Consider the following 21,503-nt stretch of genomic DNA (forward strand, 5'->3'; position numbering starts at 1 on the left):
CCCCCACCACACCCGACCAAGCGTCGTCCGTGCCCCGTGGCCCAACATGAATCGGATACGCCCCTACGATGGCTGGATGGCGATGACGGATTACGCGCCGGCAGACACGCTCGACGGGCGGCTCCAGGGACGCCGGACCGGCACCCTGCGCGAGTGGCTCGCCCCGCCGATCCCGGGCAGCGCCCTGATCGGCTGGCTGGGGCCGCTGCTGGTGACCGCGTTCGCCGGTTTCCTGCGGTTCGACCGGCTGGCCAATCCGCACGCGGTGGTCTTCGACGAGACCTACTACGCCAAGGACTCGCTGGCCCTGCTGAAGTTCGGCTGGGAGCACAGCACCGTCAAGGACGCCGACAAGCTGCTGCTCGCGAACCAGAACGCCGACATCTGGGCCGACGGCCCGTCGTTCGTGGCCCATCCGCCCGCGGGCAAGTGGATGATCGCCCTCGGCGAGTGGATGTTCGGCGCGACGCCGTTCGGCTGGCGGTTCATGCCCGCGCTCGCCGGCACGCTGTCGGTGCTGATCCTGTGCCGGGTGGCGCGCCGGATGACCGGCTCGACGTTGCTGGGCTGCGCCGCCGGGCTGCTGCTGGCGCTGGACGGGCTGATGTTCGTGACCAGCCGCGCCGCGCTGCTCGACATCTTCGTGATGTTTTGGGTCCTGGCCGCCTTCGCCTGCCTGGTCGCCGACCGGGACGTCTCCCGGCGCCGCCTCGCGGACGCCGTCGAACGGGCCCACGGCGCGCCCGCGGGTGCGTTCGGGCCGTTCGTCATGCACTGGTGGCGGATCCCGGCGGGCCTCTGCCTGGGCATGGCGCTCGCGACCAAGTGGACCGGCGTCTACTACATCGCCGCTTTCGGGATCATGGTCGTGCTGTGGGACTACGGCGCCCGCCGCGCCGCCCGCGTCGAGCGGCCGTTCACCGGGGCGCTGGCGCTCGAGGCGGGGCCGGCGTTCCTGCAGCTGGTCGTGATCGCCGTGATCACTTACCTGGCCTCCTGGTGGGGCTGGATCTTCCGGCCGGGCGGCTGGGGGCGCGGCGAGGTCGCGGGCTTCGCTCCATGGCGGCTGGTCGAGGCGATGCCGGACCTGTGGAAGTACCACCGGGAGATGTGGAATTTCCACACCGGCCTGGACGCCAAGCACCCCTACCAGTCGTGGCCGTGGGACTGGCCGATCCTGCATCGCCCGGTGGCGTTCTTCTACACCGAGCCCAAGGGGCAATGCGGCGCCGCCAAATGCTCGCGCGAGATCCTCGGCATCGGCACGCCGGTGTTGTGGTGGGGTGCCCTGGTTGCCCTCGTCGTTTGCGTGGGCCTCTGGGCGGTGCTGCGCGACTGGCGTGCCGGAGCCATCCTTCTGGGCGTGGTGGCAGGTTGGGTGCCGTGGTTCGTGCCCGCCTTCTCCGACCGGACGATGTTCCTCTTCTACGCCACGCCGATGATCCCGTTCATGGTGCTGGCGGTGGTCCTGGTCCTCGGCTACCTCATCGGTCCCGCGCGAGAACCCGGTCCCGCGCTGGAACCCGGACCGGCGCCCGAGCCGGGCGCCGCCACCGTGGTGGGGACCCGCCGCATCGTCGGCTCCGCTGCCGCCGGGGCCTTCGTGCTGCTCGTCCTGGTCAACTTTGCGTACTTCTATCCGATCCTGGCCGCGAAGGTGATCACGTACGACCAGTGGAAGGACCGGATCTGGTTCGGTTCCTGGATCTGACGCCCGTCACGCCTCCACCGCGACGGGCACCGACGGCGGGCGGGCCGGGGCTGGGCGGAGACTGCGCACGCCCAGGAGGCAGACCAGCAGGGCGAGGACGCCCCCGGCGCCGGCTCCGGCGAACGCGCCCGGGACTCCCGCCAGGTCCTGGCCGACTCCCGAGACCGCAGCGCCGAGCGAAGTGCCCGCGCCGACCGCGGCGACCACCCAGGCGAAGGCCTCGGTGACCGTGCCGGTCGGCGCCAGCCGGTCCACCAGGGAGAAGCTGCACGCCAGCACGGGCGCGAGGAAGATCCCGCTGAGGAACGCGAGAACCGTCATGGCGGGCAGGCCGGGCGCCCACATCAGGGGGAGGTAGCCCGCGGCGAGGGCGGCGAGGAGCCAGGGTAGGCGGCGGTGCGCCTCGCCCGGCCACGGCCGTGCGCCGTAGACCAGGCCACCCGCGAGAGCCCCGGCGGACATCGCGGCCAGCAGCAGCCCCGAAGCCAGGTCATCGTCCAGCCGTTCGGCGTACGCCACCACGGCGACCGCGTACACCCCCAGCGCCACCCCCGCGAAGGTGAGCGAGAGCAGCAGGACGCGCAGGCCGGGCGAACGCAGCGGGCCTGCCCAGTCGGCGGCGCGCGGCTCGCCGCGCCACTCGCGGGAGGGACGTGACGTCGTGATGACCAGCGTCCCGGCGATCCCGATCGCGCCGGTGAGGACGAGCGCGGTCTCGGTGGACAGCGCGGCGGCGGCAACGACCAGCAGCGGGCCGATGGTGAAGAGGATCTCCTGTGCGGCCGCGTCCAGCGCGTAGGCGGCTTGCACCTGGGCCGGGCCGGGCAGCACCGCGGGCCAGAGCGCCCGCAGTCCGGCCTCCAGCGGCGGGGTGGCGAACCCGGCGAGGACCACCGCCCCGATCGCGAGCGGCAACGGATCCGCGCCGACCACGGCGAGCAGGGTGAATCCCGCCGCCGACGCCAAGGCGGACAGCAGCAGGACGCGCGGCTGGCCGAGTCTGTCCATGATGCGGCCGAGTACGGGCTGGCCCGCCGCGGTGGCCAGGCCCAGCACCGCCCCGAGGGCCCCGGCGAGTGGATAGCCACCGCCTTCGGCCCGTACGTGCAGCACCACCGCCAGCATGCCCATGCCGTTGGGCAGGCGTCCCAGCAGGGTGCCGCCGAGCAGCCGCCCCGCGTAGGGCAGCCGCAGGAATTCGCCGTAGGCGCGCATCCGCTCTCCGAAGTCATACGTATTACTTGTTCCGTCATACGTACCACTAAGGAGGGGTCTCCCTCTACCCTGATTTCCGTGTCGGCTACCGGACGCCCTACGAGCAGGGACGTTGCGCACGAGGCCGGGGTCTCGCAGTCCACGGTGTCCCTGGTGCTCGGCGGGAAGGCGGCGGGCCGGGTCTCCCCCGCCACCGCCCAGGCGGTGCGGGACGCCGCCGAACGGCTCGGCTACCGTCCCAACCTGGCGGCTCGCAATCTGCGGCTCGGCTCCACCCGGACCGTGCTCCTGATCGTTCCCACGCTGACCGCCCCGTTCTTCGGCGAGGTCTACCGAGGGGCGGCGCGGGTCGCCGCCGAGCACGGCTTCGGGATCGTGGCCTATCCGTGGCCCGACGACGCGGGCCCCGCCGACAGCCCGTTCGCCGCGCCGCACGAGGCGATCGACGGCATCATCGCGTCCTCGCTGGCCACCGACGTGGCGAGCGAGTTCCGCGACACGCCGGTCGTGATGCTCGACAGCGACCCGGCGGGCGACGGCTCCGATCACCCGGTGCCCACGGTCGTCTTCGACGTCGCCAACGGCATGCGGGCCGTCGCCGCACATCTGGCGGAGCTCGGCCACCGCCGGATCGGGCACGTCGCGGCCTCGATCGACCAGTGGACGTTCCACGCCCGCGGCGAGGCGCTCGCCACGGCCGTCAAGGCGCTGCCGGGCGGCTCCTACACCCGTGCGAGCGGCGCCCTGGAGGTGGGCTCGGCCCGCGACGCGGCGGGCCTGCTCCTCGACGGCCCGGACCGGCCGACGGCGCTGGTCTGCGACGACGACCTCATCGCCGCCGGCGCCTACAAGGCCGCCCGGGCGCGCGGCCTGGACGTTCCGGGCGATCTGTCGGTCACGGGCTTCGACGACGTGCAGCTGGCCACCGCGCTGGAGCCGGAGCTGACCACCGTGCGGCTGCCCGCCGAGGGTCTCGGCGCCGAGGGCATGACCTCCCTGCTCGCGCTCCTCAAGGGCGGCGACCCGCGCCCGAGTCCCCTCCCTGGTGAGCTGGTCGTCCGCGGCTCGACCGCCCGCCCCCGGACGTCAGGTTAGGCGGCGCGTGCCAAGGCTAGATAGATCCCATGGCTGAGATCCCCTCCGTTATCCCCACTGAGGTCGATCCGGCGGCGCACGCCGGCGACCGGATCGGCGTCCGGCCACCGCGCACCCGGGCTTGGCGGGACGGCAAGGTCGAGGCGGAGGGCTTCCCGGTCGCCGAGATCAGCGACTATCTCGGCAAGCCCGACCACGTCGTCTGGCTCGATCTGTGCGGGCCGGACCACGAGGGCCTCCGGCGCGTCGCCGACGAGCTCGGCCTGGACCCGGTCGCGGTCGAGGACGCGGTCTCCCGGCATGAACGGACCAAGCTCGACCGGTACGGCGACTACGCGTTCCTCAACGTCTACTCGGCCGAGTGCTCCGCCGAAGGGGATCTCGTACTGCACGAGGTGTCGGCGTTCGTGACCGGCCGGGCCCTGGTCACGGTCCGGCAGGACACCGGCTTCGACGTCGACGCGCTCATCCGGCGCTGGGACGACACACCCGCCATCGAGCGGCCCGAACTGACCGCGCACGGCGTGCCCTACCTGCTCTACAACCTGCTGGACATGGTGGTGGACGCCCAGCTGGACGCGGTCGAGATGCTCGACGCCGAGGCCGACGAGCTGGGCGACCTGGTGTTCGACGACACCTATCCGGTCCGCGAGGTCCAGCGGCGCAGCTTCAACCTCCGCCGCAACCTGGCGAGCCTCCGCCGGGTCGCGCTGCCGATGCGCGAGCTCGTGAACACCCTGCTGCGCCGGGACCTGGCGATCGTCGAGACCCCGCTCGTCCCCTACTACCAGGACGTCTACGACCACGCGATGCGGGTCGCGGAGTTCACCGACGGCCTGCGCGACATGGTCGGAAACCTGCTGGACACGCGGATCGCGCTGCAGGGCAACCGGCTGAACGAGGTGATGAAGAAGGTCACCAGCTGGGCGGCCATCATCGCGGTCCCGACGGCGGTCACCGGCTTCTACGGGCAGAACGTGCCGTATCCCGGATATGACTCGCACTGGGGCTTCGTCGTGAGCACGGCGATCATGATCATCTGCAGCGTCGGGCTCTACGTCGTCTTCAAGCGTCGCGACTGGCTCTGAGACCGGCCACCGGCTCTGATACCGACCAACTGGATCCGATACGACCAAGGAGTCACAGCTTCACAGGCCGCGCAGGAACTTGGCGGCGATGGGGGCGGCGGCCCCGGCACCGGTGCCGCCGTCCTCGACGATCACCGCGAACGCGACGTCGCCCCGGTAGCCGATGAACCAGGCGTGGGTGGGCGGCTCGGCGCCGGAACCGAACTCGGCGGTCCCCGTCTTGCCCGCGGTCCCGGAGGGGAACCTGACGTCCGCCGCCGTGCCCTCCTTGACCACCGCGGGCATCAGCGTGCGCAGGGCCCGTCGCACCCCCGGCTCCAGAGCGTGCGGCTGCTCGGGCTTGCGCCCGCCCGCGTCCACCGCCTGCGACGCCAGCGCGGCGTCGACCAGGCGCGGCGACCGCCAGGTGCCGCTGGCCGCGGCCGCGGCGACGCTCGCCATGTTGAGCGGGCTGGTCAGCACCTCACCTTGCCCGAACGAGGCGGACGCGAACGCCGTGTCGTCCTTGGCCTGGGGGAACGAGGCCCGGACGGCGGGGAGCCCGGTGATGATCGGCACGTTGAAGCCGAACTGGTCGGCCACCTGCGTCAGCCGCTTCTGGCCCAGCTTGTCGACCGCGAGCCGCGCGAACGTGGTGTTGCACGAGTGCGCGAACGCGTCGCGGAACGTGACCGTGCCGAAGTCCTCGTTCTTGTAGTTCTTGAACTGGCGGCCACCGACGTTGGTGGTCGCCGGGCAGGGCACCCGGCTGCGGGCGTCCAGCCCGTCGGCCACCAGCGCCGCGGCGGTGACCACCTTGAACGTGGAGCCCGGCGGGTAGCGCCCCATCAGCGCCCGGTTGTAGCCGCCGGGCTTGTTGGCGACCGCGAGGATCTCGCCGGTGGACGGGCGCAACGCGACCATCGAGGCGGGCTTGCGGACGTCGGCGAGGGCGTCACCCGCGGCCTTCTGCACCTTCAGGTCCAGGGTCGTGCGGACCGGCTGGCCGTCTGCGCCGCCGAACCGCTGCAACGTCTTCACGGCCTTGCCGTCGGCCCCGACGATCTGCACGGCCAGGGCGGGGGTCCCTGCCAGCCGCCGCTCGTACTGCCGCTGGAGCCCATCGGCGCCCACCGGGTCACCCGTACGGTACGGGGCGCCCAGCTTCTTGGCGGCGTCGGCGGTGGCCGGCCCCACCGGTCCGGCGAGCTGCTGGACGGAGCCCGACGAGGAGTCCGCCAGGCTGCTGCCGTCGGCGGCCGTGATCCCCGCACGGGTCGGCCAGGTGCGGGCGGCCTTGAGCCGCTGCCCTTCCTTGAGGGTCGGGTACATGACCTGTGGCGACCAGGCCACCCGCCATTCACCGTCCCGCTTGGTGAACGGGAGCATGCCGACGTACGACCAGTCGCGGTTGCCGGCGAGGGTGAGCGTGGCCTTGTAGGAGCCGCCCGCCTCGTCCCCGTCCGGCTTGCCGATCGAGCCCGGCTCGTACTTCTGCCGTACCACGCCGAGATCCTCGCGCAACTGCGCGAAACGCTTGTCGAAGTCGGCAGGCGGGTCGGCGGTGAGAGCGCGCATCTTGGCGACGTCACCGCGTTCCCAGGCGGCGAGGTAGCCCTTCGCGGTGTCCTCCGGTCCGTCGTCGCCCGTCAGGAGCCACCAGGCGGTTCCCCCTCCCAGCAGCACGGCGAAGGCCGCCACCAGGGCGATGACCACACGCGATCGGCGCATCCACACTCCTCCTCAACGCCGCGGCACAAGGTTGCGACGCCGACAGGACACCATCTGACCAGCTAAAAGTCCAAGATGAGTATCGATTTCGGTGGGATATGAAGATTGATATAGTTCCTGGTCGTGAATCTGGTCGGGCACCTGAACTGCTTCGTCATCGTCGCCGAAGAACTCCACTTCGGCCGGGCGGCGGAACGGCTCGGCATGGCCCAGCCCCCGCTCAGCCAGCGGATTCAGCGCCTGGAGAAGGAGCTGGGCGTGCGGCTCTTCGACCGGTCCAGCCGCCGCGTGGAGCTCACCGCCGCCGGCCGGCTGCTGGTCGACGAGGCGCGTGAGATCCTCACCCGCGTGGAACGTGTGCACTCCCTCGCCGAGAGGGCCAGGCTAGGCGAGATCGGCACCGTGCGTGCGGGTCTCCCGCCCGACCTGGGCGGCGCCGTGGTCGCCGCGCTGATCTCCGCGTTCCGCGACCGGTGCCCTGACCTGCGCCTGGACCTGCGCGAGATCGGCTCGGCCGAGCAGGTGCGCGCCCTCACCGAGGGCGCCCTCGACGTCGGTGTCGTCCGGCACCCGTGCGACGCGCGCGATCTCGGTTTCGGCCCGATGCTGAGCCAGCAGGTCGGCGTGCTGGTGCCCGCCGCCGGCCCGCTCGCGGCGGCCGCCGACCTCCATCTCGCCGACCTCACGGGTCACGAGCTGGTCGTCCCACCCCGCGAGGACGCCCCCGGGACGTACGACGAGCTCATCGCGGGCTGCCGCCGGAACGGCTACGATCCGCCGGTGGTCCATGAGGCGAGGCATCCGCAGTTCGCGCTCGGCCTTGTGCTCGCGGGCACCGCGGTGGCGCTCGCGGCCCGCGCCGAGGACACGGCCGGGGTCACCTGGCGCCCGCTCATCGGCGCGCCGCTGATGTGGCGGACGTCCTGCGCCTGGCAGCAGGGCACCGGCGACCAGCATGCCGTCAAGGAGTTCACCGCCGTCGCCACCGCCGTCCTGAAGCGGGAGGCGGGCATGGCGCCGCTCACCCCCGGCCCGGTGCGGCGCGTCGTCCCCCGGCCGGCGTCGGGCTTCCTGGCATGACCCCCGTCGGCAACCGCTCCGCCCGCCGTCCGGACGCGACGGCGCGGATCGAGGCGGCGTTCCAGGACGCCGGGGTCACCGGCTTCCTGCACGCCACCGACCTGGACACCGGCCGCGAGATCGGCGTACGGGCGGACGAGCCGGTCGTGCTGGCCTCGGTCTTCAAGGTGCCGCTGCTGGTCGCGTTCTACCGGCAGGCGGCGGCCGGGCTCCTCGACCCCCGCGAGCCGGTCACCCTGCGGCCCGAGGACCGCGGCGACGGGCCCACCGGCATCTCGGTGATGCTCGACGAGGTACGGATGTCCCTGCGCGACCTGGCCTGCCTCATGATCACGGTGAGCGACAACACCTCCGCTGACACGATCATGGATCGGGTGGGGGTCGGCGCGGTCAACGACGCCGTCGCCGAGCTCGGCCTCCACCGCACCCACGTCGCCGGCACCGGCAGTGACCTCTTCGACTCGATGTTGCGGGACGGCGGGGTGGAGAGCCTCGGCGAGCTGTGGGGGATGCTCGACGAACCCGGCGTGCTCGGCCGGCTGCGGGCCCTCGACCCGCTGACCACGAGCCGCAGCACGCCGCGCGAGATGGCCCGGCTCATGGGCATGATCTGGCGGGACGAGGCCGCCCCGCCCGGCGAGTGCGCCCAGATGCGGCGGCTGTTCGGCCTGCAGGTCTGGCCGCACCGGCTGTCGTCCGGCTTCCCGTACGACGACGTCCGGGTGAGCGGCAAGACCGGCACGCTGCCCACGATCCGCAACGAGATCGGCGTGGTCGAGTACCCGGACGGCGGACGTTACGCGGTGGCCGTCTTCACCCGTTCGCTCCTGCCGACCGCGGTCCTCCCCCAGGCGGACGCGGTCATCGGCGTCTCCGCCCGCCTGGCCGTCGAGGCCCTCCGCCGCCCGGGGTGATCCGGTGCAGATGCGGAACGTCCCATCTGGGCTGTCTCGGTATCGTATGGGCGCTTGGAGGGATTCATAGATGTCTGATCTCGTGTTGGCCGGCCGGTACCGCCTCGTTTCGCGGCTCGGCAGCGGCGGCATGGGAACGGTGTGGGCGGCCGTGGACGAGGTGCTCCGGCGCGAAGTGGCGGTCAAGGAGATCCAGCTGCCCGAGGGGCTGTCCCCCGATGACCGACGGGTGATGGGCGAGCGGGCGCAGCGGGAGGCGCGGGCGGCCGCCCTGATCGACCACCCGAGCGTCATCACGGTGCACGACGTGGTCATCGAGGACGGCCGGCCGTGGATCGTCATGGAGCTGGTCCAGGGCGTCTCGCTCGATCAGGTGATCCGGGAGAACGGGCCGCGGTCACCGGCGGAGGCTGCTCGGATCGGACTGCGGCTGCTGGACGCGCTGGAGGCGGCGCACAGGCGCGGCGTGCTGCACCGCGACGTCAAGCCGAGCAACGTGCTGCTCGCCGGGGACCGGGTGGTGCTCACCGACTTCGGCATCGCCGACATCGAGACCGACTCGTCGCTGACCAGGACGGGGGCACTGGTGGGGTCGCCCGGCTACATCGCGCCCGAACGGCTGCGGGAGGAGGCGGCCGGGCCGGAGTCCGACCTGTGGTCGCTGGGGGCGACGTTGTACGCGGCGGTCGAGGGCCGCGCGCCGTTCGAACGCGAGAGCTCGATGGCCGTGCTCGGGGCCGTTCTCACCGAGGAGCCGAGGCCGCCGAGCCGCTCGGGTTCGCTGGCGCCGCTGCTGTGGTACCTCCTCAACAAGAATCCCGCGGCGCGGTTGTCGGTCGAGGAGACGCGCCAGGTGCTGCAGAACGTGGCGCAGGGACGGCCTTCCGGTCTCCGGGATCCAGCGCCGCCCGTAGCCGCGTCACCTCTGGCTCCACCACCTGCGGGACCCCAAAACCGGGGGAAGACAGGCTTCGTCCTGGCGGGGGTCGGAGCGGTCGCCCTTGTCGCGGTGGTCGCGACGTCGGCGGTCGCGTTCTCCCAGAACGACGGAAAGGGAGGCGGCGGCGCGACCGGGCAGCCGACCACGTCGGCGACGCCGACGGGCGCGTCCGCGGGCACGCCAACGGAAAAGTCCACGCCGACCGCGGCCAAGCTCGATCTGTGCACGGTGCTGACGCCTGAGCAGTTGCGGCGGTTGCTGCCGAACGGCACACCCCAGCGCCAGCAGGAGCAGGGCGTGCTGGGCTGTGCCTGGGGCGTACAGCGCCGCGGCCTGTCCGTCGAACTGGAGCCGCGCTACGAGCGAAGTGTCAAACCGGAGACTCCTGCCGACGCGCATCTGACGTTCGTGAGCGCCAAGAGAAATGACACGAAGCCCTCGACGCATATGTGGGGGTGGCCCGAGTTCGGCTTCACGGGCGGACGTGGGCGCACGACTCCCGCGCAGGAGGTCTCCGGTCTCGGTGACGAGGCCTACTCGTTCGAGACACGGGGCGTGGACAAGCCCATGGACAAGGCAACTGTCGTCTACCGGCTCAAGACGCGCGTCGTGCACGTCGAGTACGCGTATTTCCGGGGAGCGGGCGGCCCGGGTGACGCGCTGCAGGCCGCGCGATGGACGGCGCATGCGCTGGCCAGGCGGGCATGACCGGCGAACGGGTGTTGTCCGAGCGCTACCGCCTGGTGCGGCGGCTCGGCCAGGGCGCCATGGGCGTGGTCTGGCAGGCCCGGGACGAGGCACTCGGCCGGGACGTCGCGGTCAAGGAGCTCCTCCTGCCCGCCGGCCTCACCCCGGACCGGCAGGCGATGGCGGCCCAGCGGGCCATGCGCGAGGCGCGTGCGGCGGCCCTGCTCAGGCATCCTTCGATCGTCACGGTGCACGACGTGGTCGACGAGAACGGGCGGCCGTGCATCGTCATGGACCTGCTCCCCGGCCGTTCGCTGGACGCGGTGCTGTCCGAGGACGGGCCGCTGCCGCCGGAACGCGCCGCCGCGATCGGCCTGGACGTGCTGGCGGCGCTCCGGACGGCGCATGAACGCGGCGTCCTCCACCGCGACGTCAAGCCCGCCAACATCTTCCTCCGGGACGACGGTCGCGCGGTGCTGACCGACTTCGGGATCGCCTCGCTTGCGGGCGACACCACGCTGACCGAGACCGGCGCGCTGATCGGCTCGCCCGCCTACATGGCACCCGAAAGGGTCCGGCACGAACACGGCGGCCCCGAGTCCGACCTGTGGTCGCTGGGCGTGACGCTGTACGTGCTGGTCGAAGGGCGCACGCCGTTCAGCCGCACCACGGTCATGGGCACGCTCGGGGCGGTGCTCACCGAGCCCGTCGAACCGCCGCGCAAGGCCGGGCCCTTGGCGCCGGTGCTGATGGCGCTGCTGGCCAAGGATCCGGCCGTACGGCTGAACGCGCAGGGGACGGAGCAATGGCTCGGCGCCGTGGCCGCAGGCCGGCCCCTGCCGGCCACCCAGCCCGTACGGCTGCCTCCCGGACCGCCGCCCGCCGCAGGTCCTCTCGAGCGGCCGACCGAACCCGCCGGCACCGGGCGGCGCGGCAAAGCCCCGATCGCCGCAGCGGCCGCCGCCGTGATCGCGGCCCTCGCGGTCGTCCTGACGATCGTGTTCTGGCCGACCGGCTCCGAAGAGAAGCCCCGTCCAGACGCGAGCGGCTCCTCGGCCGGTCCACCTCGTTCGGCTGCGCCACCCGCGGCGGCCGCCCCGGCGAAGCTGCCTTCCGTCTGCACGCTCCTCACGCCCGCGCAAGCGGAGCAACTGGTCCCAGGCTTCACCGTCCAGCCCGCTGCCTCGACCGACCAGACCACGAAGAGGCCCAACAAGAGCTGCATCTGGAGCCCATCCGCGGCCGGAGGGTCACCGGGCAGGGACGAGCTCAACGTGAAGGTCGAGGGCGAGGCGCCCGGGGCCGCCGCCGGGTCCGCGCAGGCACGCTTCGCCGATACGCGGGACACCTACGCACCGCGCAACGGCAGCCCCGACCCGGGGCGGCCGTTCAACGACCTCAAGAACCTGGGCGACGAGGCGTTCGTCCTGGTCGAACCGGCCACGGCTCCCAAGTCGACGGTGTACTTCCGGTCCGGGAGCCTCCTCGTGGAGGTCCGGTACGGGTCCGAGCGGGGCCGCACGCCCACCCAGGTGCGCGATCAGGCGATCAAGGCGGCGCGCCTGCTGGCCGCGTCGATCAAGCGCTCGTCCTGACGAGCGGGAAGGGGTTGCACGCGTGCAGGAGCAGGAGCGGTCGCCGTGGAGCGACCCGGCGTACGCGCCTAGCGACCCGGCGTACGCGCCTCAGCCAGGTCCGCAGGGACCCCATGGTGCGCAGCCCGCCGCCCCGGGCTGGACGCCGCCCGTCACTCCCGCCGTGGACGGCGACATGGCGCAGCCCGGGCGGCGCCTGGTCGCCCGGCTCATCGACATCCCGATCGCCACGACGGTCGCGGTCCTGCTGGTGGTCGGCCTGATCCAGGCGGTGCCCCGGAACGCCGACGGCGACCCGCCCGGAGCGGCCATCGCCGGGATCTTTCTGATCATCTTCGGCACGCTGTACCTCTACGAGGGGCTGCAGCTGGCGCTGTGGGGCCGCACCCTCGGCAAGCGGATCATGAAGCTCCGGGTGGCTCCCGCGACCGGGCTCTGGGCTCCGCTGGGCGCCGGGCGCGGGCTGGGGCGGGCCGCCGCCTATCCCGTGTTGTTCATGTTCCTGGGCGTGCTGCCGCTGATCGGGGTGGTCAACCTCCTCAACACCCTGTGGCTGCTCTGGGACAAGCCGCTTCGCCAGTGCCTGCACGACAAGATCGCGCGCACCGTGGTGGTCGCCGACGCGACCCCGCCGCGCCGCCCGCTCATGATCCCGGCGGTGCTGGCGGCGGTCGTGCTGCTGGGCGGCACGGGCATCGCCGTCGCGGTGGCCGCCCCCGAACGCAGCACGAAGGCCACGGGCCCGGGCGGCACCGGTGCCGCCACTCCCGGACGGGCCGTTCCCTCGATCTCGATGCCGCCGACCTCACTGCCCAGTTGGCCCGCCGAGATGGGCGGCGTGCAGCCCGATCCCCGGATGACGACACCCACCGGGCCCGAGTTCAGGCAGATCGAGGACGCCTGCGCGCTGTTCCCGAAACCGGTTCTGAGCCGCCTCGTCCCGGCCGCGACGGGACGGCCGGGCCGGGGCACCGAGAAGTGGACCTGCGCCTGGAAGTCGACCCGGGACGCCGGCAAGGCCCCCAAGACCCGCATCACCCGCGAGCTGACGGCGACGATCACGATCAAGGCGGCCGTGGGGCAGCGGTCGGCGACCTACAACGCCGCGAAACAGATCGCCCAGGAACGCTGGTGGGCCCAGAACCCCGACAAGAGCCCGGCCGGGGCCTGGCAGCGCGGACCGGTCCGTTACCGGGACCTGCCCGGTCTGGGCGATGAGGCGTTCGGCACGTACGCGGTCCAGGAACTGGTCGGCGACAGCGGCGTCGGTACCGTCGTCGTGCGCGTCCGCAACGCCGTCATCGAGGTCACGTTCAAGGGCGGCAGCAACCGGCTCGACGAGTTCGGCGACGAGGTCTTCGGTGAGCAGCGGGCCATGCCCGAGGCCGCGGCCCGCAGCGGCGCCCGCGAGTTCGCCGGTGCCGCCACCGCCGCACTGCTCGCCTGCACCACCTGTACCGGCTGACACGCCTGCCACAACGGTCCCGCGAATCCCTCGGGCACCAAATGACGGAGTGTCCATCCCCTTCGGAACCGTAGGCTGTTATCCGCTTTGATCGCCTAAAAGGGAGAACGTGTGCGGCTTCCGGAGCATCTGGAGCTACTGCTCACCGACGAGCCGGTCCTGGACGTCTACTCGTACGGCCCCTGGCGGGTGCCCACGGGCCTGTTCGAGGAGATCAGCACGCGCATCGACGGGCTCGCGCGCGACCCGCGCGCGGCCGGGCTGACGACCGACGAGCACAAGCTGCTGACGCTGCCCGCCTCCCTGGTGATCGCGGAGATCTTCGGCATGCTGGCGTTCCTGCCCGGTGGCGGGGCGATCAAGGCGGGCTCGTGGTCCCAGTTGCCCGAGCGGCTGCTGCGCGAGCACCTGGTCAACCCGGGCCCGATCAGCACCCGGATGACGCGCTGGGACGCGCCCGGCGGCCGGTGGCGGCCGCCGGTGGACTGGCTGATCGAGGCACCCGACCGGCGGCTGGCGATCGACCTGGCCCGCGAGTGCCTGGACGTGCTGGAGGGCATCGAGCCGCTGGAGCAGCGCCGGAAGGCCCTGATCAGGCTGTACGACGACCCGCCGGTGCACGACGTGAACCTCCCCAAGATGGAGATGCGCGAGATCTGGCACTGGCACGCCGACGACGAGATCCTCGCGGCGGTGCCCGAGCTCATGGGTCCGGTGGGCTATCTGGAGTGGGTGTCCGCCGGTCTGCTCGCGGCGTACGAGCACCTGGCCAGCGTGGCGCCGCGGGACGAGACGGTCGAGACGCACCTGATCCATCTGCTGTTGCAGGGCAGCATGGAGCACGTTCCGGCGGAGCTGACGCTGGCGCTCGGCGAGGACCGTTACGGGGAGCTCCAGGAACGGTTCGCCGCCGAAAAGCGTGGATTCAAGCCGGGCGCGTGGCAGGAGAGGACCCGGGCGTGGCTGGTCCGCGCCCTCGTCGCGGGAGCGGCCGAGGGGTGCCGCGCGTGGCTGGACATGGCGATGCGCTTCGTCGCGACCGTGCAGGGGTTGCCGGGCGACCCGTGGTTCCCCAAGACCGAGTGGATCCCGGTCGGCCAGTTCCAGACCGACCTGCGACGCCTGTACGCGCCGCGGCGCCGCGTCGTCAACCCGCTCACCGACACGCTCAAGGTCGAGGAGAGCGCGCAGAAGTCCGAGCCCGCCCGGCCCGACCTGGTCACCAAGCTGGTCGACCAGCCCGAGGTGACCGCCGTCCTGGCCGAGCTCACCAAGAACGGCGGCAAGACCTCGGTCAAGACCCCCGTACGGCTGCTGCTCGTCGGGCCGGACGGCACCGGCAAGCGGGACGCCGCGCAGGAGCTCGGCAAGGCGCTGGCGCTGGGCCGCGATCCGCTCTGGCTCACCGGCAACCTGTTCGCCGGCCAGCGGCTGTCCGACGCGGTGGCGCGGCTGCAGGCCGACGCCCGCGACTGCACCGGGGAACGGCTGCTGATCATCGAGGGTCTGGACGAGATCATCACCGATCCGGGCAACGGCGAGGCCCTGGCCGAGGAACTGCACCGGCTGCTGGCCGTGCACGAGGAGCTGAACGTCGTGGCGCTGTGCGACGCCACCGGCGACGAGCGGATCGGCGAGGTCAACCCCGTGCTGCCCCAGCGCTTCCGGGTGGCCCGGACCCGCCCGTTCACCGCCGAGGGGCACGCCGAGCTGTTCCGGCGCGCCCTGCGGGAGCGCGGTGCCCGCGGCACCCGGCAGGCCGTCGCCGCCGCCGGTGACCTCCTCGCCGCCACCCCGCCCGTACAGACACTGCGGAACGCCCGGCTCGCCCCTCACCTGGCCGACCTCCTTGTGCGCCGCGCCGAGGCCCGCCCGGACGGCGAGATCGTCATCGGCAAGGCGGACATCCCGCGTGTCCTGCACCTGTCCGGCGGTGCCGACGACCCGCGGGCCGAGCTTCGCGAGCTGCCTGGTCTGGAGTCGGTCAAGCACGAGCTGGGCCTGGTGGTGGCCACCGCCCGCGCCACGCAGCTGCGCCGCGACTCCGGGCTCAAGGTGAGCACGCCGACGAGGCACATGGTGTTCACCGGCAATCCGGGCACGGGCAAGACCATGGTCGCCCGGCTGCTCGGGCAGATCTTCAAGCGGCTCGGCGTGCTGTCGTCCGGCCATCTCGTCGAGGCGTCCCGCGCGCATCTGGTCGGCGAGTACATCGGCCAGACCGCGCCCCGGACCCGCCGCCTGGTGGAACGCGCGCTCGGCGGCGTGCTCTTCATCGACGAGGCGTACACGCTCACCCAGTCGCCGCTGAAGAGCGACTACGGGCACGAGGCCATCGCCGAGCTGGTCAAGCTGATGGAGGACCACCGCGACGACCTGATCGTGATCGTCGCCGGATACGAGCAGCAGATGGCCGAGTTCCTGGCCGCCAACCCGGGCCTGGACTCGCGCTTCCCCAAGCAGCTGCACTTCCCCGACTACAGCGATGACGAGCTGGTCGCCGTCTTCGAACGGCTCGCCACGGCGGACGGCTTCCGGCTCGACCCCGGGACGACCGAGCTGCTCCGCTCGATGTTGTCCCGCGTCCCGCGCGGCCCCTCGTTCGGCAACGGCCGGTTGATGCGCAACCTGCTCGACCTCTCCGTGGCCAACCAGGCCCAGCGCCTGGCCACCGTCCGCCGGAAGCCCAGCAAGCGGGGCCTGGTGACGCTCACGCCCGACGACCTGCCGCCCCTGTGGGAGCAGCCGGCAGAGCTGATCGGCCTGTACCTGTAGCGGGACGCGAGTGAGACTGGCCGTATGGGCTCCATGGGCTCTATCGGCTCAATGGGCAGCGACGCGGAGGCGCGACGGCTGCTGGCCGCGCTGCGCGGGATCGCCGAGCAGGAGACCGCGCGGCTCCGCGACGGCACGCTGCCCTGGACGTGGTGGCTCGAACGCGCGGCGCGATACGGCAGGTACGGGTTCACCAACACGCTGCTGATCGCCGCCCAGTGGCGTGCGGCGAGCGACGTTCGTTCGTACGAGGCGTGGCGCGCGGCCGGGCGGCAGGTGCGCAAGGGCGAGGCCGGGATCCGCCTCATCACGCCCGACGGCAGGCTGCGTGCGGTCTTCGACGTGGCCCAGACCGACGGGCTTCCCCTCCAGGAGCAAGCATCGGAAGGCGGCCGGGAACAGCTTCACCGTATCGCCGCCCGCCTCGGCTACCAGGGCGACGAGGATCTCGCCGACCTGGCCCATCAGCTCGCCCATGTGGTGCGTCGCGGTGACCGTCCCGATCCACCTGGTCTGGCTGGATGTCGCGGGCTCCGCCGGGTGGAGGCCGACTCTGTCGCGTACCTCGTGCTGGTACATCTCGGGCTTGACCCGCCGCGCCTATCGTTCCCGCCAACCGCAGGTTGGGCCGGGCCAGAGATCGGTGACCGCATCCTCGCGACGTGCCGGCGCCTCGAGCATCATGACCGTTCGACCGACGTCATGCGTGCGGCGCACCGTTTCTTCCGTGCCTGCCTGGAGAGCTCCTGGGGCCCGGATTACCTGGCCGAACGCGGTTTCTCCCGTGCGGTGCAAAGACGCTGGCAGATCGGGTACGCGCCGAGGAGCGGGCAGGCTCTCCACGCACGTCTGCGTTCGTTGGGGCATTCCGACGACGCGATCGTGTCCGCTGGGCTGGCACGGCGCAGGCGTTCCGGTGCCCTGCTCGACAGGTTCCGGGATCGGGTCATGTTCGCCATTCGCGCTCCGGACGGAGCGGTCGCGGGCTTCATCGGCAGGCTCCCCGACGGCGCGGAGGGGCCGAAGTACCTCAACAGCCCGGACACCGAGCAGTTCCACAAGGGTGAGCTGCTGTACGGCCTGCACGAGACCCGAGACCGCCTGGTCCGGGGCGCCCGTCCCGTCCTCGTCGAAGGCCCGCTCGACGCGATCGCCGTCAACGTCGCCGCCGCCCGTACCCACGCCGCCATCGCGACCTGCGGTGCCGCCGTCACGACCGCGCAGATCCATGCCCTCTCCCAGATCACCGATCTGGACATCGCCGGGCTGGTCATCGCCCTCGACGACGACGAAGCCGGGAGAACGGGCAGTCTCCGTGCCTGGCACACGCTGATGGATGCCCAGGTCCGGGGCCCGATCGGCACGGTGTCGTTCGGCCCTGGCCAAGACCCCGCCGACCTCCTGCGGTCTCAGGGCCGGGTCGCGGTACGTGAGGCCCTCCGAGCCGAGAAGGAGCTCAGCCATCGTGTCCTGGATGCCGCAATAGAACGATCTGGGGGCGCGCTCGATACTCACGAGCAGCGCCTGTCGGCCGTTCGCGCCGCCGTCCGGATCATCGCGAGCAGCGCGGTCCCGGTCGATGTCGCCCGCCAGGTGGCCCATGTGTCCGCCCGGACCGGTGTACCTCCCGGCACGGTCACCGAGGCCCTGACCGAGACGGTCAGCAATATCAGGTGACGGGCCACCACATCGCATACGGGCCATCTTGGCAACGGCGTCTCCGAGCCGATCGAGATTCACATGTCGCACACGGGTCGCCACTCATCGCACACGCCGTACCGCTCGTCGTTTGCTCCGGCAGACCGGTGAACCTACTGCGCGGTACCCAGTTAGCTTCAACGAATTCCGTGGACTCGCCGGCAGGGCCAGTGGGGGCAGGAACGGTCGGGGGCCGTTCCTTAAGCCTGCGGCGATCCACTGAACGGAGCGGGGGAAGGAGTCGCGGCGTCCGGCCGGAGGCGCACACCGGCGCCGCGACTCCCTCGCACAGGCCCCGACTCCCTCGCACAGCCCCGACTCTCTTGGCAAGGGTCGACATGGACCAGAGCCGGCCGGATGTGACGAGCACCATATAAAACGGCCATTCCTTTTTTCGAGGAACGGGTCAATGCTGAGGGAAAGGCAGGTGACCGACAAGAGCAGAGTGTTCTTCACAACGGGGTGAGGCCTCCATGCATTCCGCGTTCGCACCGACCCTCCCGATCCCCGGGCGACGCGCAGGCAAAGAGCTGCTCCTCATCGCCGTCCTCTTCGCCGCCTACAAGCTCGGACGCGTGCTGGCCGCCGATCACGTCGCCACGGCCTTCCTGAACGCGGACCGCCTGTGGGAGCTGGAGCGGACGTTGCGGCTGCCGAACGAGGCGCGGGTGCAGGACTGGCTCCTGGCCGAGCCGCGGGCGGTCCGGGCGGCCAACGTCTACTACAAGTTCGCGCACTTCCCGGTCACGGCGGCCTTCCTCGTGTGGCTCTACCTCAAACGCCCGGCCCACTATCGCTGGTCGCGCAGGGTCCTGGTGGTGCTGACCGGCCTGGCGCTCGCCGTGCACTTCGCGGTGCCGCTCGCCCCGCCGCGCATGCTGGGCGGGCTGGGCTTCGTCGACACGGGCGCGCTGTACGGACCGGCCGTCTACGGATCGCCCGAGAGCGACCAGCTGGCCAACCAGTTCGCGGCGATGCCCTCGCTGCACGTCGGCTGGGCGGTACTGGTGGCGGCCGGGATCATCGTGGCCACCAGCGGCCGCCTGCGCTGGCTGATCGTCCTGCATCCCCTGATCACCACGTTCGTGGTGGTCGCCACGGCGAACCATTACTGGCTGGACGGGATCGTTGCGACGGCCGTGCTCGTTGTCACCATTGTGACCCTGCGGCCGCCGAAGCGGTCCGTGCCCGACGCCCACAGGAGGACACTTGACTTCCCTACCGGACGCCGAGCTGATGCCGGCGGAGAAGGAGCAGCCGGAGACCGGATCCCCGCGCCATCCCGGGATACGGCTGCTGCGTAAGGTCGCGGTCGGCGTCGCGGGCACCGCGCTCATGGTCGCGGGCGTCGCGATGCTGGTGCTGCCGGGTCCCGGCATCCTCGCCATCTTCGCCGGGTTGGCGCTGCTGGCCACCGAGTTCCAGGCGGCCAAGCGGGCGAACGACTGGGCCCGCGCCCGCTTCCACGAGCAGTGGCAGAAGGTCCGTGGGCGGGTCGGCCGTGACAAGGACGACAGGCACGCCAAGGCCGGCAAGGCCGACGCATCCGCGCAGGACTGACCGGGACGGCGGACGCTCGCGCCCGGAGTGGGCGCCAGGTGCGAGAATGTCCCCCGATGACCATTGATCGTCTTGAGCGCGCGCTCGTCTCGCTGCAGGGTCTCGCGGTGGGTGACGCGCTCGGCTCCCAGTTCTTCGTGCCCGCCAACCGTCCCCTGCTGGAATCCCGTTCGATGCCGCCCGCACCGTGGCGATGGACGGACGACACCGAGATGGCAAGCGTCCTCGTCCTGGAACTGGCCTTCGCCAAAGGCGACATCGACCAGGACCGGCTCGTCGGGCGCTTCGCCCATCACCATGACTTCGATCGCGGCTACGGGCCGTCCACCAACCGCTTCCTGCGCCTCGTCCGGGAGGGGGCCGACTGGCGGGAGCAACTCGCGGGCCTCTTCGACGGCCAGGGCTCCTGGGGAAACGGTGCGGCGATGCGGGTGGCGCCGCTCGGCGCGTACTACGCAGGCAGCCCCCACCGTGCCGCCCACCAGGCCGAACGGTCGGCCACCGTGACCCACACCCATCCCGAGGCGGTGGCCGGAGCGGTGGCGGTCGCCGTCGCCGCCGCGACGATCGCATCCGGCCACCGCTCCCCCGGGAAGATCCTCGATGCGGTCCTGGACCGGGTCGCCGAGAGCCGCGTACGCGAGGGGATCGTGCGGGCCCGCCAGTTGCTCCCGCTGAGCGACGCGCGCGCCGTGGCCGAGCAGCTCGGGAACGGACGCGACGTCAGCGCGCAGGACACGGTCCCGTTCACCCTCTGGGCGGCCGCCAAGCACGCTGGCGACTTCGAGGAGGCGATCTGGACGACCGCCGAGGCCGGTGGGGACGTCGACACCACCTGCGCGATCGTCGGCGGGATGGTCGCGGCCGGGATGGAACCCGGCGCGCTGCCCATCTGGTGGGCGCGGGGCACCGAGGACCTGCCCGAATGGCTCGTGGTCCCGCCGTTCACCAGACCGGTCACCGCGACGGCCCGCGACTGGAAGACCGAGCCGATGCGGCGGCCCGCGCCGCTGCCGCCGCCCGACCGGATCTGGGCGCCGTACGAGTGGGAGACGATCCGCCGGGGCGTCATCCCGGCGGAGATGGAGGAGAAGTGGTTCGCCTACGTCGAGGCTGACCGGCTCCACTTCCATCGCAGCTGGACCGGCTACAAGATCTTCGAGGCGTTCTTCCAGCCCGTCGAGGGCGGCTGGCAGATCACCGAGGCGCTGATCGAGCGCGACGGCGAGATCTACAAGGGCGGGGACGACGCACACGAGAGTGGCGTGCTGCACGGCATGATCGACAGTCTCCTCCTGGGCTACTGGGGCTGAGGAGAGTTTCGGGCGCCGGGCTTGGGCTCGGGGCGGGTCGTGCCGGGCTAGCGGGTCTGAGCCAGCGCGAACGCGCTCAGCAGATCCTCGGCCTCGGCCTCGACCGCGAGCAGCGCTGCGGCGGGGTCGCCCGACCGGGCGAGCAGCATGCCCGCCTCGCAGAGCGCACCGAAGATCATCTGAGCGCGGATCGGCAGATCGCCGTCGGCGAGCCGCCCGTCGGCCGCCGCGGCGCGCATGCCCATCGTCAGCACGCGCAGGATGTGGTCGTACTCGATCTCGCGCACGCCGTCCCAGCCGAGCACCGCGGGCCCGTCCAGCAGCACGATCTGCCGGAACGCGGGATCGGTGCATCGTTCGAGGAACGCCCGCACCCCGTGCCGCAACGCGGTCCAGGAGTCCGGCGCCGCCAGCGCCACCCGTTCGAGCTCGGCGGCGACCTCCTCCTGCTCGCGCACGAACACCGCCCGGAAGAGGTCGGCCTTGCCCTTGAAGTGGTGGTAGGCCGCGCCCTTGGTGACGCCGGCCGCCGCGGCCACCGCGTCGATCGAGGTGGTCGCGTATCCCTCCGTACCGAACAACCGCCGCGCCGCGGTCGTCAACTGGCCCGTCGTCGCATCGGAACGTTCGGCCTGACTCCGACGTGCCATCCCGTCT

Annotated in this window: 16 protein-coding genes; 13 read left to right on the top strand and 3 right to left on the bottom strand. The window is 71.9% G+C overall.

Going from position 1 to position 21,503, the window contains the following annotated elements:
* The first annotated feature begins 76 nt into the window (after positions 1-76).
* On the top strand, positions 77-1,711 hold the full coding sequence (locus F8566_RS32600; protein WP_151565691.1) for a dolichyl-phosphate-mannose--protein mannosyltransferase: 1,635 nt from the start codon (positions 77-79) through the stop codon (positions 1,709-1,711).
* Positions 1,712-1,717: 6 nt separating this feature from the next.
* Here F8566_RS32600 and F8566_RS32605 read toward each other — a convergent pair whose 3' ends face one another.
* Complete coding sequence (locus F8566_RS32605; RefSeq protein ID WP_151565692.1) at positions 1,718-2,926, bottom strand: MFS transporter; 1,209 nt, start codon at positions 2,924-2,926, stop codon at positions 1,718-1,720.
* A 78-nt stretch (positions 2,927-3,004) separates the two neighbouring features.
* On the opposite strand from F8566_RS32605, the gene F8566_RS32610 reads away from it, so the two are divergent.
* Together F8566_RS32610 and F8566_RS32615 are read left to right on the top strand one after the other, a co-directional pair.
* Positions 3,005-4,021 carry a LacI family DNA-binding transcriptional regulator gene (locus F8566_RS32610; protein ID WP_151565693.1) on the top strand — a complete coding sequence of 339 codons (1,017 nt, stop codon included), beginning with the start codon at positions 3,005-3,007 and terminating at the stop codon, positions 4,019-4,021.
* Between the two features lie 29 nt (positions 4,022-4,050).
* Complete coding sequence (locus F8566_RS32615) at positions 4,051-5,109, top strand: magnesium transporter CorA family protein (RefSeq protein ID WP_151565694.1); 1,059 nt, start codon at positions 4,051-4,053, stop codon at positions 5,107-5,109.
* A gap of 60 nt (positions 5,110-5,169) precedes the next feature.
* On the opposite strand, the gene F8566_RS32620 is transcribed toward F8566_RS32615, so the two are convergent.
* Positions 5,170-6,819 (bottom strand): penicillin-binding transpeptidase domain-containing protein, encoded by a 1,650-nt coding sequence (locus tag F8566_RS32620; RefSeq protein WP_151565695.1) that lies wholly within the window; start codon positions 6,817-6,819, stop codon positions 5,170-5,172.
* 123 nt (positions 6,820-6,942) lie between these two features.
* On the opposite strand from F8566_RS32620, the gene F8566_RS32625 reads away from it, so the two are divergent.
* The 10 genes from F8566_RS32625 (at position 6,943) to F8566_RS32670 (ending at position 20,846) form a co-directional block, all read left to right on the top strand.
* Entirely contained in the window at positions 6,943-7,899 is a 957-nt protein-coding gene (locus F8566_RS32625; RefSeq protein ID WP_151565696.1) for a LysR family transcriptional regulator, read from the top strand.
* Complete coding sequence (locus F8566_RS32630) at positions 7,896-8,813, top strand: serine hydrolase (protein WP_151565697.1); 918 nt, start codon at positions 7,896-7,898, stop codon at positions 8,811-8,813. The genes F8566_RS32625 and F8566_RS32630 overlap by 4 nt, the downstream gene beginning before the upstream one ends.
* Before the next feature lie 70 nt (positions 8,814-8,883).
* Complete coding sequence (locus F8566_RS51695) at positions 8,884-10,461, top strand: serine/threonine-protein kinase (protein ID WP_151565698.1); 1,578 nt, start codon at positions 8,884-8,886, stop codon at positions 10,459-10,461.
* On the top strand, positions 10,458-12,035 hold the full coding sequence (locus F8566_RS32640; protein ID WP_192809970.1) for a serine/threonine-protein kinase: 1,578 nt from the start codon (positions 10,458-10,460) through the stop codon (positions 12,033-12,035). The genes F8566_RS51695 and F8566_RS32640 overlap by 4 nt, the downstream gene beginning before the upstream one ends.
* Before the next feature lie 22 nt (positions 12,036-12,057).
* Positions 12,058-13,500, top strand: a complete 1,443-nt coding sequence (locus F8566_RS32645; RefSeq protein ID WP_151565700.1) for an RDD family protein — start codon at positions 12,058-12,060, stop codon at positions 13,498-13,500.
* 111 nt (positions 13,501-13,611) lie between these two features.
* Positions 13,612-16,275 carry an AAA family ATPase gene (locus F8566_RS32650; RefSeq protein ID WP_151565701.1) on the top strand — a complete coding sequence of 888 codons (2,664 nt, stop codon included), beginning with the start codon at positions 13,612-13,614 and terminating at the stop codon, positions 16,273-16,275.
* A 51-nt stretch (positions 16,276-16,326) separates the two neighbouring features.
* Complete coding sequence (locus F8566_RS32655; RefSeq protein WP_192809971.1) at positions 16,327-17,952, top strand: toprim domain-containing protein; 1,626 nt, start codon at positions 16,327-16,329, stop codon at positions 17,950-17,952.
* 494 nt (positions 17,953-18,446) lie between these two features.
* Positions 18,447-19,277, top strand: a complete 831-nt coding sequence (locus tag F8566_RS32660) for a phosphatase PAP2 family protein (protein WP_151565703.1) — start codon at positions 18,447-18,449, stop codon at positions 19,275-19,277.
* Positions 19,210-19,533, top strand: coding sequence for a PGPGW domain-containing protein (locus F8566_RS32665; protein WP_151565704.1), 324 nt, complete (start codon positions 19,210-19,212; stop codon positions 19,531-19,533). Before F8566_RS32660 ends, F8566_RS32665 begins: the two co-directional genes overlap by 68 nt.
* 56 nt (positions 19,534-19,589) lie before the next feature.
* Positions 19,590-20,846 carry an ADP-ribosylglycohydrolase family protein gene (locus F8566_RS32670; RefSeq protein ID WP_151565705.1) on the top strand — a complete coding sequence of 419 codons (1,257 nt, stop codon included), beginning with the start codon at positions 19,590-19,592 and terminating at the stop codon, positions 20,844-20,846.
* 47 nt (positions 20,847-20,893) lie between these two features.
* On the opposite strand, the gene F8566_RS32675 is transcribed toward F8566_RS32670, so the two are convergent.
* Complete coding sequence (locus tag F8566_RS32675; protein ID WP_151565706.1) at positions 20,894-21,496, bottom strand: TetR/AcrR family transcriptional regulator; 603 nt, start codon at positions 21,494-21,496, stop codon at positions 20,894-20,896.
* Between the last annotated feature and the right edge of the window lie 7 nt (positions 21,497-21,503).

Origin of the sequence: Actinomadura rudentiformis (genome assembly GCF_008923185.1) — a bacterium.
Taxonomy (GTDB): Bacteria; Actinomycetota; Actinomycetes; order Streptosporangiales; family Streptosporangiaceae; genus Spirillospora; species Spirillospora rudentiformis.